This is a genomic window from Vibrio sp. 10N.247.311.51 (assembly GCF_041467855.1).
GTDB lineage: Bacteria > Pseudomonadota > Gammaproteobacteria > Enterobacterales > Vibrionaceae > Vibrio > Vibrio coralliirubri.
This window is the reverse complement of record NZ_JBFSVK010000002.1, coordinates 245,324-258,225: the sequence shown is the minus strand read 5'-3', so window position 1 is coordinate 258,225 and position 12,902 is coordinate 245,324. Positions and strand designations below refer to the sequence as shown.

At 44.2% G+C, this 12,902-nt stretch carries 11 protein-coding genes and 1 pseudogene; 8 read left to right on the top strand and 4 right to left on the bottom strand.

The window, feature by feature from the left end:
• Positions 1–499 precede the first annotated feature (499 nt).
• Positions 500–1,351, top strand: a complete 852-nt coding sequence (locus AB6E85_RS03340) for a 4'-phosphopantetheinyl transferase superfamily protein (RefSeq protein ID WP_372141545.1) — start codon at positions 500–502, stop codon at positions 1,349–1,351.
• A 20-nt stretch (positions 1,352–1,371) separates the two neighbouring features.
• Here AB6E85_RS03340 and AB6E85_RS03335 read toward each other — a convergent pair whose 3' ends face one another.
• Positions 1,372–1,779 carry a thioesterase family protein gene (locus tag AB6E85_RS03335; RefSeq protein WP_004736070.1) on the bottom strand — a complete coding sequence of 136 codons (408 nt, stop codon included), beginning with the start codon at positions 1,777–1,779 and terminating at the stop codon, positions 1,372–1,374.
• 337 nt (positions 1,780–2,116) lie between these two features.
• Between AB6E85_RS03335 and AB6E85_RS03330 the strand changes: the two genes are divergently transcribed.
• From AB6E85_RS03330 to AB6E85_RS03320, 3 genes are all read left to right on the top strand, one after another.
• On the top strand, positions 2,117–3,112 hold the full coding sequence (locus AB6E85_RS03330; protein WP_016788636.1) for a TRAP transporter substrate-binding protein: 996 nt from the start codon (positions 2,117–2,119) through the stop codon (positions 3,110–3,112).
• Between the two features lie 64 nt (positions 3,113–3,176).
• Positions 3,177–3,932, top strand: a complete 756-nt coding sequence (locus AB6E85_RS03325) for a TRAP transporter small permease (RefSeq protein WP_048607896.1) — start codon at positions 3,177–3,179, stop codon at positions 3,930–3,932.
• Positions 3,933–3,934: 2 nt separating this feature from the next.
• Complete coding sequence (locus AB6E85_RS03320; protein ID WP_017060625.1) at positions 3,935–5,296, top strand: TRAP transporter large permease; 1,362 nt, start codon at positions 3,935–3,937, stop codon at positions 5,294–5,296.
• 45 nt (positions 5,297–5,341) lie between these two features.
• Here AB6E85_RS03320 and AB6E85_RS03315 read toward each other — a convergent pair whose 3' ends face one another.
• The 3 genes from AB6E85_RS03315 to AB6E85_RS03305 all read right to left on the bottom strand — a co-directional run bounded on the left by AB6E85_RS03315 (position 5,342) and on the right by AB6E85_RS03305 (position 8,793).
• Positions 5,342–5,515 (bottom strand): hypothetical protein, encoded by a 174-nt coding sequence (locus AB6E85_RS03315; RefSeq protein ID WP_164091110.1) that lies wholly within the window; start codon positions 5,513–5,515, stop codon positions 5,342–5,344.
• 78 nt (positions 5,516–5,593) lie between these two features.
• Complete coding sequence (locus tag AB6E85_RS03310; RefSeq protein ID WP_019824789.1) at positions 5,594–6,943, bottom strand: sigma-54 dependent transcriptional regulator; 1,350 nt, start codon at positions 6,941–6,943, stop codon at positions 5,594–5,596.
• Between the two features lie 29 nt (positions 6,944–6,972).
• Positions 6,973–8,793 (bottom strand): ATP-binding protein, encoded by a 1,821-nt coding sequence (locus tag AB6E85_RS03305; RefSeq protein ID WP_372141437.1) that lies wholly within the window; start codon positions 8,791–8,793, stop codon positions 6,973–6,975.
• 163 nt (positions 8,794–8,956) lie between these two features.
• Between AB6E85_RS03305 and AB6E85_RS03300 the strand changes: the two are divergent.
• The 4 genes and pseudogenes from AB6E85_RS03300 to clpX form a co-directional block, all read left to right on the top strand.
• A pseudogene (locus tag AB6E85_RS03300) lies at positions 8,957–9,139 on the top strand (hypothetical protein); the annotation flags it as partial.
• Between the two features lie 294 nt (positions 9,140–9,433).
• On the top strand, positions 9,434–10,732 hold the full coding sequence (gene tig, locus AB6E85_RS03295; RefSeq protein ID WP_017106221.1) for a trigger factor: 1,299 nt from the start codon (positions 9,434–9,436) through the stop codon (positions 10,730–10,732).
• A 105-nt stretch (positions 10,733–10,837) separates the two neighbouring features.
• Positions 10,838–11,464, top strand: a complete 627-nt coding sequence (gene clpP / locus AB6E85_RS03290; RefSeq protein WP_004736080.1) for an ATP-dependent Clp endopeptidase proteolytic subunit ClpP — start codon at positions 10,838–10,840, stop codon at positions 11,462–11,464.
• Positions 11,465–11,545: 81 nt separating this feature from the next.
• Entirely contained in the window at positions 11,546–12,826 is a 1,281-nt protein-coding gene (gene clpX, locus AB6E85_RS03285; protein WP_009847283.1) for an ATP-dependent protease ATP-binding subunit ClpX, read from the top strand.
• Positions 12,827–12,902: the final 76 nt, after the last annotated feature.

Here is a 12,902-nt window from a genome sequence, read left to right as displayed (position 1 = left end):
ATGTGAGGTTAATGTCCATTTAAATCCTGTCCAAAGTACTGCTTTATGCAAAGCAGGTATCCGCAATAAAAACGTGTGAATTTGTTTAATGGTTGAGCAGGCTACCCGAGGTGAGTGGTCGATACAATGCTCCCAGAGGCCACTATGATCTGTTCAGACCAGATGATTTCATTGAACTTTTGTTTTTTGTATTTTTAATGGAATTAACTTATTGATAATTAATGGGTATGAGTGGTTTTTTAGTGTTTATACTCTATTTTTTGACTTGGTGAGATCTATGTCAGATTTTTGTAAGTAACATTTAATAGATGTCTGTTCCGTAAGGTGGAGTGTGATCTGTGTTTTAATTTGTTATTATTTTAAAAGTTAGGTTTAAGTCCCTATATGAAGGGTGTTTCCTGCGCAGAATCTCTATGTTTATCTCAAATCATAGGTGACTTAAATTTGTTCGTTTTGGTGTTTTTTTGATAAGTGGCTTGAAGAAGTGAGCGTGAGTAAATTGGAAAATCCAATCGTTGATTTGTGGCTATGTTCTTTGAGTGATTTGCGTGATGATGTCGGTAGTAAGTCACACCTCAAACAGACACTCACAGCTGATGAAATAGCGAAAGTCGAGCGGTATCGAATGCCCTCACCTCAAGTTCAAGCCCTGTATGTTCGCAACTACCTAAGAAAGGTGTTGTCTAGCTATTCTGATTTAATGCCCGAAGCGTGGCGCTTTGAATATGGCGAGAAAGGAAAGCCCAGTTTAGTCGCCGAACAGCAACTCATGACGGGGCTAAATTTCAATATCAGTCATAGCAAAGAACATTTGTTAATCGCGGTTTGCCAACGAGAAGGGAAGCCAGTTCAATTAGGTGTCGACATCGAACATGCAAGAAGCTCGACCAATATCGATTCGATCATGAAGCACTATTTTTCAGATAAAGAATTAGCGGATTTACTTGAACTTAGTAAAGAGCTGCAGAGAGAGCGTTTTTTCGATCTGTGGGCGCTGAAGGAGTCGTACATCAAAGCGACAGGCAAGGGGCTCGCCACATCGTTGCGAAGCTTCTCGTTCGATTTCTCTAATTTGACCAAGCGAACATTTTTAACCAAGCAAACATTTTTGACCAAGCAAGCATTGGAACTCAGTTCGTCAGGCTTTCAATCAGGCTTGTATCGCGAAATCAGGCTACATAGCGGGATTGGGTTGAATTTGGATTCTGCTCAACAAGACGATAGCTCTACAGATTGGCAGTGTTGCTTAGGGCGGCTGGATGAACAGTATCGGTTTGCGGTGACGCTTGGCGGGAATTTGCTACCCATGCAGATAGAGATGAGAACCTTTTCATCGTCTCATCTCTTTTGAGCTAGTTTGGTGAGGTGAAGTTAGCTCGTTTCGCCAAGCATCGCTTTTAATACTTCAGCGGGTACCGGCTGCAGTTGCTTGTCTTTATCAAGGCAGACCATTTCAATATCACCAATCACGGCAGGCTTAGTCGCATCTTTACGCCATACCTCTTGTCGCCATAAGGTTTTGTATTTTCCATCGAGTTCAAAAGAGGTTCGGATGTCGCAGATCTCAGCGAACTCAACTCCATCTTGAAAAGTCATGTTGGCTTTATAGACCGCAAAACCTAGTCCGTGCTCATTCCACAACTCCGCCAGTTTATCGCTGCCCAAGACATGTTCGCGCGCGCGCTCGAAGTATTTAAGAAAGTTAGGGTGATAAACCACACCAGAGTGATCGGTATCTTCATAGTAAATTTGTACTGGGTGATGGTAGATCTGACTCATTGGTATCAACTCTTATTAAGTGTAAATCTGACTAAGTTGTGCAGCACTCTACAGGATAGGTCGAAATTACTTCAAGACATCATCGGTAATGTGGCTTTTGGTCAGACCTCATTCATTACTAATACATTGGTCAGCTTCCACCCATTTACAAATATTCTATGTGTCATTTTCCACCCATTAATTTTTGTAGCGAGTTAGCGACAACTGCAGGCAGATCTGATGAAGCCTTGTGGTTAAAGGCTTGTTAATGAATTGTGTTAATGTGGCGCGCTAATTGCCTTAGTGAAAGCACGCAGTTCCCATTGAAGGGCTGCTTTGTTTACTAAGGAGAATAATAATGTTTAAGCCTCTTACCCTGCTGTCTGTATCTGCTCTGGCGCTCACAAGTTTTAATGCTGCTGCAAACTGTGACCCTGGTGAAATCGTGATTAAATTCAGTCATGTAACCAATACCGATAAGCACCCGAAAGGCATCGCCGCTTCTTTACTGGAAGAGCGAGTAAACACGGAAATGAATGGCAAAGCTTGTATGCAAGTTTTCCCTAACTCAACACTTTACGATGATAATAAGGTACTGGAAGCCCTGTTAAATGGTGATGTTCAAATGGCGGCGCCATCGCTGTCAAAATTTGAGAAGTTCACTAAGAAATACCGCATTTTTGACCTTCCTTTCCTATTTGAAGACGTAGAAGCCGTTGACCGTTTCCAAAACTCAGAATCTGGTGAAAAGCTGAAGAACGCGATGAAGCGTCGTGGCCTGCAAGGTCTTGCGTTTTGGCACAATGGCATGAAACAGATGTCGGCGAACAAACCTCTTATCAGCCCTGAAGATGCAAAAGGTTTGAAATTCCGTGTTCAAGCATCGGATGTATTGGTGGCTCAGTTTGAACAACTAGGCGCTAACCCACAGAAGATGTCTTTCAAAGAAGTGTACGGTGGCCTGCAAACTAAGGTTATCGATGGCCAAGAGAACACATGGTCAAACATCTACGGTAAGAAGTTCTTTGAAGTACAAGACGGCGTGACTGAAACCAATCACGGTATCTTGGATTACCTAGTTGTAACGTCAAACGACTTCTGGAAAGACCTACCTGAAGATGTACGCACACAGCTTGGCACTATCGTTCAAGAAGTGTCTGAGACGCGTAATGCAGAATCTTCAAAAGTTAACCTAGCGAACAAAAACAACATCATCGAAGCGGGTGGTGAGGTTCGTACACTTACGCCTGAACAGCGTGAAGCATGGGTAGCTGCACTTCAACCAGTATGGAAGAAGTTTGAAAAAGACATCGGTTCAGACCTTATCGATGCAGCGTTAGCTTCAAACCAATAACACCGCTAAGGGAGTGGCGAGTATTCGTCACTCCTTATTAAAACAATTATAAGCGGAGTCAATTATGGAAAAGCCTCAAATGGAACAACCAAATTCTAGCGAATCAGCACTGGAAACCTCTCTTTTTTCCAAAGTCGGAAGAGTTACGGATGTGATTGAAGAGTCATTAATCGCATTTTTCCTTGGCGCAATGACGCTACTTACTTTTGCCAACGTGGTATTTCGATACGCATTCAATGACAACATCTTATGGGCACTGGAACTGACGGTGTTCATGTTTGCTTGGATGGTATTAGTGGGCGCATCATATGGCGTTAAAAAACACTTCCACATTGGTGTTGATGTGATCATCAACCTTGCCCCAGAAAAGCTACGCAAAGTGTATGCGCTAATCGCCGTGACAAGCTGCCTAGCATTTTCAATCTTACTTCTTATCGGCTCTTGGAATTATTGGTACCCATTCGCGACCGATCGCGCATGGTATGAGACCGACGATATTCCAATGCCAGAGATGCTTCAGTTTCTTGCTGACTGGCTGAATGAAGGCGAGCGATACGAGAAACTGCCACGTTTTATTCCTTATATGGCGCTGCCGATTGGCATGGCAATGCTGACGTTCCGTTTTGCTCAAGTTGCTTACCAAGTGGTAACAGGCAAGCTTGACCGCATGATTGCAGGACATGAAGCCGAAGAAGAGCTGGATGCGTTGAAAGCGGACGTGCTAGCGGGCTCTGACGAAGATGCAACAGCGGTATTGAATTCGACTCCGCAGAACAAAGCGAATGAGTCGAGTACAAAATCTAACGGTAAGGAAGACTAATCATGGCAATGTTATTTCTATTTTTAATGGTAATTGCTTTCATGTTGGTCGGTGTACCAATTGCAATTTCCCTCGGTTTATCGAGCGTAATATTCTTATTGATGCATTCAGATGCGTCATTAGCTTCAGTCGCACAAACGCTGTTTAATGCTTTTGCAGGCCACTACACACTCTTAGCGATTCCTTTCTTTATCTTGGCCTCTAGCTTCATGTCTACTGGTGGCGTGGCGAAACGTATTATCCGTTTTGCTATCGCGATGGTGGGTTGGTTCCGCGGCGGTTTAGCGATGGCGTCGGTTGTGGCATGTATGATGTTCGCAGCCCTTTCTGGATCGTCTCCAGCAACGGTAGTAGCAATCGGTAGTATTGTTATCGCAGGTATGATCAAAAACGGTTACTCAAAAGAGTTCGCGGCAGGCGTTATCTGTAACGCAGGTACTTTGGGTATCTTGATTCCACCATCAATCGTGATGGTGGTTTACGCGGCGGCGACCGATGTATCGGTAGGTCGTATGTTCTTAGGTGGCGTGATTCCTGGCCTGTTGGCGGGTGTGATGTTGATGATTGCTATCTACATTGCAGCACGTATTAAGAAGATTCCGGCACAGCCATTTGTGGGCTGGGGCGAGATGTTCGCAGCCGCAAAAGATGCGAGCTGGGGTTTGCTGCTGATTGTCATCATTTTAGGTGGTATCTACGGTGGCATCTTTACTCCGACAGAAGCGGCGGCAGTGGCTGCGGTGTATGCCTTCTTTATTGCCAACTTTATCTATAAAGATATGGGGCCTTTCGCTGACAAGAACAATACAAAACCGGCTTTGGTAAAAGTGTTCCAAACGTTTTTCCATAAAGACACCAAAGACACGCTTTACGATGCAGGCAAGCTGACGATTATGCTGCTGTTTATCATTGCCAACGCTCTGATTCTTAAGCATGTACTGACCGAAGAACGCATTCCTCAAATGATCACTGAGTCTATGCTCTCTGCGGGCTTAGGGCCGATCACCTTCTTGATTGTCGTGAACGTTTTACTCTTGATTGGTGGGCAGTTCATGGAGCCATCAGGCTTGCTGATCATCGTTGCGCCATTGGTATTCCCAATCGCTATTGCACTCGGTATCGACCCAATCCACTTAGGTATCATGATGGTGGTGAACATGGAGATAGGGATGATAACGCCGCCTGTTGGGCTCAATTTGTTTGTGACCGCAGGTGTCGCCAAGATGTCGATGATGAACGTGGTGAAAGCGGCACTGCCTTGGGTAGGCGTGATGTTCTTATTCCTGATTATCGTCACTTACGTGCCGTGGGTATCTACATGGTTACCTACCACATTGATGGGGCCGGAAATCATAACCAAGTAGTTATTTGGTGACATGGAATTTAACCCATAAAAAATGAGGAGGTCACTAGACCTCCTCATCTATATTTCTGCCACGATTTGAATGATGGTTTATCTGCTCATACAGAGCGCGTTTTGCCTCTAATTCTGGCGTGTATAGATCAACATGATTGTCAGTATAAAAAATACCATCTATTTCGAAAGTATCGGTAATCGATGGCACTTTTGTTTTCTCACCCATAACGACTTCCTTATTATATTTATTGCATAACATCCTGTTATTGAAATAAGTATAGGTGATCTTGCTCCCAAATCTAATTTAGTTTGGTTCTACCTTATAAGATTCTTTCGTTAGCTGGTGTTTTTGCATCTTATCGTAGAGGGTTTTCCTCGGTAATTGCAGCCTCTCCATGGTCTCTTTTATACTGCCATTGCATTCAATAAGTGCCTGCTTCAAAGTGTTTTTTTCAAAGTCAGATACCAATTCTGCCAAAGACAGCTCTTGAGTAGTTTCAGTGGCGCTGTCTGATAAGTGAGAAAGCTTACCTAAAAGCACAAAACGCTCTGCAGTATTACGTAATTCTCGAACATTTCCCGGCCAATCATGAGCCAAAAGCGCGTGCAACTCCTTTTGTGGAAGGGCAGGGGCTGTCTTGCCATAACGTGCTGCAGCGACCAGTAAGAAGTGGTGGAAGAGTGCTGGGATATCTTCTTGTCGGCTTCTTAGCGGCGGTAAATCTAGGGTCACAACATTGAGTCGATAATAGAGATCTTGGCGGAAAGTGCCTTCTTCAGCGGCTTTCTTTAGGTCGACTTTAGTTGCCGCAATCACTCGAATGTCTAGAGGGACTAGACCATTAGACCCAACCCTTTCGATGACACGTTCTTGCAATACACGCAATAGGCGAATTTGTGCCTGCATCGGCATGGACTCAATTTCATCTAAGAATAGAGTTCCGCCTTGAGCAAATTCAAATTTACCGACACGTTTGCTTTCTGCGCCAGTGAATGCCCCTTTCTCATGGCCATACAGCTCACTCTCAATTAGGTTTTCAGGAACCGCTCCACAGTTGACCGCGACGAAGTTTTGTTCCCGCCTGCTGCTTTGTTCATGTAGAGAACGTGCAACTAATTCTTTACCTGTACCGGTCTCGCCAAATAGCAATATGTCGGCATTAGTATCGGCAACGTGAGTGATGATAGACCGCAGCTCCGTCATTGATTGCGTGTCACCAATGATCCTTGGGCCAAGCGCTTGGCTGGCCTTGAGTGAACGTTTTAACTCAAGGTTCTCAAGGGTGAGCTGACGTTTTTCTATCGCTCGCTTGGTGGTTTCGATTAGGCGTTCATTAGCGAAAGGTTTTTCAATGAAGTCATAGGCGCCGTATTGGATTGCTTGAACGGCCATTGAAATATCGCCGTGACCAGTAATCATAATTACGGGGATCTCTTTGTCTTTGTGCATCACGGTGTTGAGCAGATCATGCCCGGATAGACCTGGTAGACAGATATCAGTGATGATCACGTGAGGTAAGCCGTTTTCTTGAATCGCGAGCAGAGCAGACTCCGCATCGGGAAAGAATTCGGCATCAATGTCGGCGAGCTCGAAGCTCTGTTCAATCGCCATTCTTAGATCGGATTCATCATCAATGAAATAGACGTGACACATAGTGATTCCTTTACTTCTTTGTATTCTGGTTATTGCTGAGTTTTTGCTGGCTGTTCTTGTTCAATAAGGGGCAACTCTATGCTGAATCGAGCCCCACCTTGAGGGCTGATACCGGTAACGAGCTTGCCATTTATTCCGCTGATTATTTGTTGAGAAATCGATAGTCCAAGTCCAAGCCCGTTTTTCTTGGTGGTATGGAAGGGTTCAAAAAAGTTTCCGTTCGAAAGGGAGGTGAAGCCGGGGCCGTTATCATCGACATGAATCAGCAAGGTCTGGACTTGTTGATGGTCGGACTCCCTAATCTCCAACAGAATAGTTAATTGTTTGTCGTCTTGTTGTTCCATCGCCTGAATCGCGTTGGTCAGCAGGTTAATGATCACCTGTTCCAGTTGAATGGCGTTGGCGAGCACGCAAGCATCAAAGGTCTCAGGGAGTTCGTTGACCTTAACTCGCTCGCTCTTGAGTTGTGGCTTCATCAGCTCTTTCGATGAATGTAAAACTGGAAGTATTTGTAATGTGTGTAGCTCTTCCGCGGTGGATTTCTTGGCGAAGGAGCGAAGCTGGTGGCTGATTTTCGCCATGCGATCAGTGAGTGCCGAGATTCGCGATAGATTGTCATCAACCCGATCGGTTTTTTCTTTGGCAAGAAACAGTCGGCCGTTGTCGGCATAACTGCGAATCGCGGCAAGCGGGTTATTCAGTTCGTGACTGATGCTCGCTGACATCTGCCCTAGCACTGCCAGTTTGGCGGCTTGGATGAGCTCGTCTTGGGTTTGCCTCAGAACATGCTCGGTTTCGATACGGTGTTTGATCTCAACATGCAACTCCGATGTACGCTCAAGCACTTGAAATTCAAGCTTTTGCTTGGCTTCGGATTGCAGCCTGTCTATCTGAGCGCGTCTTTGTTGTCTATGGTGGTTGAGCTGCATTGTTAGATAAATAATTGCAAAGATAAGGCTCAGAACCACAAGGTAAGCAACTAAATCCCACCAAACTAAGTGGGTTGGAGAAAATACTCGGATTGTGAGTTTTGGTTCGGCTAGGAAACGCGAAGAGCTAAAAAACTGCTCTTGGACGAGTTTGTGTGGCGACTCAATGCGACTGGTAGCACTGTCTAAATCGCCAGAGAAGTGCAGGCTTTCTATTTTGGTATCGAGATACTGCCTGCTTTCTTGAATTCGAGTGTGTTGCGCTTCGCTTAGCGGCTCAAGGCTTTTGAAAAGCCATTCAGGGTTACTCGACATAAATACGATCTGGTCTTTATCGTCAGCAACAAAAAAACTCTGTTTGCCTTTCCAACTTGCTTCAATCAGTGATAAATCCATCTTTACGACAATGACGCCAATAATCTCGGCGGCATAGGAGACGGGGTAAGAATAATAATAGCCTCGCTTTCCTGAGGTTGAACCTAGCGCAAAATATTGATTTTCATTGCCAATAATCGCTTCTTGAAAGTAGGGGCGGAAAGCAAAGTTACGACGAATAAAAGAACGTGGTTGATTCCAGTTACTGGCTGCAATGGTGGTGCCGATGCTGTCTAGTAGGTAGGTGTCTGATGCCTGAATCACCGAGTTTACGTGCTCTAGATAGCGATTAGTGAGTTCGATTTGCGCAGAGTTACTTGGAGAGTGCAGGGCGTCGACCAGCTCTTTGTCTTTTGAAAGCAGTTCTGGAATGTGCGCGAACTTGTCCAATTGACTGGAAATGTGAACCGAAAAGCGGTCTAACTTAGATTGATGATCATTTAACAAACTTTCATGGCTCGTGCTCCACACCCAATGACCGCCAAACACCATCAGTAAACTGTATGTGGCCATTAATAGTATTGGGATTCTAAAAGCTTGAAACATGAAGGCTCTCCGCTAATTTCTTTGGTAAACAATCAAGCCTGTCTTCTCTCATTTATGGTAGCAAATAGCGGTAGTTTTTGCTGAAAGCAGAGAGTGAACAGATGGGTGTAGGTTAAGGGTTTGTAACGGGGATTGTTGAAAAAGTTATCGACTCTGAGGGGTAAAACAAGAGCAAGATCTCTTTTTAAGGTTTTTAGCAAAAAAAGCCCTCGATTCCCTTGAAAAAGTCGCTATTGTCCCCATTTCTGTTGTGCTAAGTGATGATTTGATCGTTTTTGTATCACTTAGTTGGACGAATTTAGAGCATTCATCATCATGCAGAGGTGAACGGCTCGACAGAGATTAAACAGATCGCTAGAATGTCGCGTCTAAAATTTCTGTCCTGAGGCTAATCGGAGATACCTTTCTTGTTTCTGAAAACAAGCTTTATTGCGTTTTAATCGACGTGTGAAGAACGAAGATATCGCTGATTAGTCTGGTGTTTGGTTGAATAATCAATTCAGACATCAATGCTCGATTTTAAATTAGGTGTTCGGATAGAGCACTACACAAGGATGCAGCCAACAACGTCTGCTTTTGAATTAAAGCTAAGTTACGGCTCATATGCTCAGATTACTGAGCCAGTTTTGAGGTTTATATAATGCAAGTTACTGTTGAAACGCTAGAAGGCCTAGAGCGCCGTCTTAATATTACTGTTCCTGCTGCTAACATCGAAGATGCAGTTACAGCTGAACTACGCAACATCGCGAAAAACCGTCGTTTCGATGGTTTCCGTAAAGGCAAAGTGCCAATGAAGATGGTTGCTAAAATGTACGGCAAAGCAGTACGTCAAGACGTGATGGGCGAAGTAATGCAACGTCACTTCATCGAAGCGATCGTTAAAGAGAAAATCAACCCAGCTGGCGCACCTACTTTCGCACCAGTTGAAAACAACGAAGGCGCTGACCTAGTATTCAACGCAACTTTTGAAGTTTACCCAGAAGTTGAGCTGAAAGGTCTAGAAAACATCACTGTTGAGAAACCAGCAGTAGAAGTTAAAGAAGCTGACGTTGAAGAGATGATCGAAACTCTACGTAAGCAACAAGCAACTTGGACTGAAGTTGAAGCTGCTGCTGACGCTGGTTCTCGTGCAACTATCGACTTCGTTGGTTCTATCGACGGTGAAGAGTTTGAAGGCGGCAAAGCTGAGAACTTCCCACTAGAGATGGGCGCTGGTCGCATGATCCCTGGCTTCGAAGACGGTATCGTTGGTAAAACAGCAGGTATGGAATTCGAAATCGACGTAAACTTCCCAGAAGATTACCACGCTGAAAACCTAAAAGGTAAAGCTGCTAAGTTCTCTATCAAGCTGAACAAAGTTGAAGCTCGTGAACTTCCAGAACTAAACGAAGAATTCGTTTCTAAGTTCGGCGCTGCTGACGGCGTTGAAGGTCTTAAAGCTGAAGTTCGTAAGAACATGGAGCGTGAGCTTAAGCAAGCTGTTAAGAACCGCATCAAAGAGCAAGCTATCGACGGTCTAGTTAACGAAAACAACATCGACGTGCCTTCTGCTCTTATCGATCAAGAAATCGGTGTTCTACGTCAACAAGCTGCTCAACGTTTCGGTGGCAACACTGAAGCTGCTGACCAACTTCCACGTGAGCTGTTCGAAGAGCAAGCTAAACGTCGCGTAGTTGTAGGTCTTCTTCTTGGTGAAGTAATCAAGACTGAAGAGCTAAAAGCTGATGACGAGAAAGTTAAAGCTATCATCGAAGAGATGGCTACAGCATACGAAGATCCAACAGAAGTTATTGCTTACTACGAGCAAAACGAGCAAATGATGAACAACATGCGCAATGTTGCTCTAGAAGAGCAAGCTATTGATGCAATCATCGCTAAAGCTCAAGTTTCTGATAAAGAAGTTAGCTTCAACGAGCTAATGAATCAGCAACCTGCTTAATATAGTAATATCTGACGTAGAAGGTTGACGTACGGTCAACAATTCTGCTAACAATGGTCCGTATGATTTAATCATTCGGGCCATTTATTTTAGGGACATAAGAATATGAGCTACCAAGAAAAAAATACAATGCCATCGATTATGGACGCACTAGTTCCTATGGTGGTTGAACAGACTTCCCGTGGTGAACGTTCTTACGATATTTATTCTCGTCTATTAAAAGAACGTATCATTTTCTTAACAGGTCAAGTGGAAGACCACATGGCAAATCTTGTCGTGGCTCAACTGCTTTTCTTGGAATCAGAAAACCCAGACAAAGATATCTATCTTTACATCAACTCACCTGGCGGTAGCGTAACAGCAGGCATGTCTATCTACGACACAATGCAGTTCATCAAGCCAAACGTGAGCACAGTATGTATGGGTCAAGCTTGCTCTATGGGTGCATTCTTACTAGCGGGTGGTACTCCTGGTAAGCGTCACGTGCTTCCAAACTCACGTGTAATGATTCACCAGCCACTTGGCGGCTTCCAAGGCCAAGCGTCTGATATTCAAATTCACGCGCAAGAGATCCTAACGATCAAACAAAAGCTAAACAAACTATTGGCAGAGCACACTGGTCAGCCTCTAGAAGTTGTTGAGCGCGATACAGATCGTGATAACTTCATGTCTGCTGATCAAGCAGTAGAATACGGCTTGGTGGATTCAGTTCTTAATCACCGCGGTCAATAATTGCAGGGCAATTGTTTAACGCAAAGTGATTCAAATTGATATACACTCAAGCATAGAGAGTTAAGGCTAAGAGGTTAGCGAATGACAGATAAAAGCAAAGAGGGTGGTAGCGGTAAACTGCTTTACTGCTCTTTCTGTGGCAAAAGCCAACACGAAGTTCGCAAGTTAATCGCAGGTCCTTCTGTTTACATTTGTGATGAATGTGTCGATCTTTGTAACGACATTATTCGTGAAGAAATTAAAGATGTTCTTCCTAAGAAAGAATCGGAATCGCTGCCAACGCCGCGTGAGATTCGTGAGCATCTTGACGACTATGTAATCGGTCAAGAATACGCGAAGAAAGTGCTAGCAGTTGCAGTTTATAACCACTACAAGCGTTTACGTAATGGTGATACGACAGCTGAAGGCGTAGAGCTAGGTAAGAGTAACATTCTTCTTATCGGTCCTACTGGTAGTGGTAAAACACTACTGGCTGAAACACTGGCTCGTTTCCTAGACGTTCCTTTCACAATGGCAGACGCAACAACACTAACCGAAGCGGGTTACGTGGGCGAAGATGTTGAAAACATCATCCAGAAGTTGCTTCAGAAATGTGATTACGACGTAGCGAAAGCGGAACGCGGCATTGTTTACATCGATGAAATCGACAAGATTTCTCGTAAAGCTGAAAACCCATCAATCACGCGTGACGTGTCTGGTGAAGGTGTACAGCAAGCTCTACTAAAACTTGTTGAAGGTACAGTTGCTTCAGTTCCACCTCAAGGTGGTCGTAAGCATCCACAGCAAGAGTTCTTGCAAGTGGACACGTCTAAGATCCTATTTATCTGTGGTGGTGCGTTTGCAGGCCTAGATAAAGTGATTGAACAGCGTGTAGAAACAGGTTCAGGTATCGGCTTTGGCGCAGAAGTGCGTTCAAAAGATGAAACCAAAACTATCGGTGAATTGTTCACTCAAGTAGAACCTGAAGATCTAGTGAAATATGGTCTGATTCCTGAATTCATTGGTCGTCTACCTGTGACAACAACACTTACAGAGCTTGATGAAGAAGCGCTAATCCAAATCCTATGTGAGCCAAAGAATGCACTGACAAAACAGTACGCAGCATTATTTGAGCTTGAGGATACAGAGTTAGAATTCCGTGAAGACGCCCTACGCGCAATTGCTAAGAAAGCAATGAACCGTAAAACAGGTGCTCGTGGTCTACGCTCTATCTTGGAGGGTGTTCTACTAGAAACTATGTACGAACTGCCATCTTCAACTGATGTAAGCAAGGTTGTGATTGATGAGTCGGTAATTAATGGTGAGTCAGAACCACTGTTGATTTACAGCAACTCAGATAACCAAGCAGCTGTTGCAGAGTAGGTCTTTTTTAGACAAGTCACTCAAATTGAAAAAGGAGGTAAGCAATTACCTCCTTTTTTTTATTCTTCCATTGAAT

Excerpts from the sequence above, each read along its gene's own strand:
- AB6E85_RS03325 (WP_048607896.1), top strand. The coding sequence starts at position 3,177 with ATGGAAAAGCCTCAAATGGAACAACCAAATTCTAGCGAATCAGCACTG.
- AB6E85_RS03320 (WP_017060625.1), top strand. The coding sequence starts at position 3,935 with ATGGCAATGTTATTTCTATTTTTAATGGTAATTGCTTTCATGTTGGTC.
- clpP (WP_004736080.1), top strand. The coding sequence starts at position 10,838 with ATGAGCTACCAAGAAAAAAATACAATGCCATCGATTATGGACGCACTA.
- AB6E85_RS03315 (WP_164091110.1), bottom strand. The coding sequence starts at position 5,515 with ATGGGTGAGAAAACAAAAGTGCCATCGATTACCGATACTTTCGAAATA.
- tig (WP_017106221.1), top strand. The coding sequence starts at position 9,434 with ATGCAAGTTACTGTTGAAACGCTAGAAGGCCTAGAGCGCCGTCTTAAT.
- AB6E85_RS03330 (WP_016788636.1), top strand. The coding sequence starts at position 2,117 with ATGTTTAAGCCTCTTACCCTGCTGTCTGTATCTGCTCTGGCGCTCACA.
- AB6E85_RS03305 (WP_372141437.1), bottom strand. The coding sequence starts at position 8,793 with ATGTTTCAAGCTTTTAGAATCCCAATACTATTAATGGCCACATACAGT.
- AB6E85_RS03335 (WP_004736070.1), bottom strand. The coding sequence starts at position 1,779 with ATGAGTCAGATCTACCATCACCCAGTACAAATTTACTATGAAGATACC.
- AB6E85_RS03310 (WP_019824789.1), bottom strand. The coding sequence starts at position 6,943 with ATGTGTCACGTCTATTTCATTGATGATGAATCCGATCTAAGAATGGCG.
- clpX (WP_009847283.1), top strand. The coding sequence starts at position 11,546 with ATGACAGATAAAAGCAAAGAGGGTGGTAGCGGTAAACTGCTTTACTGC.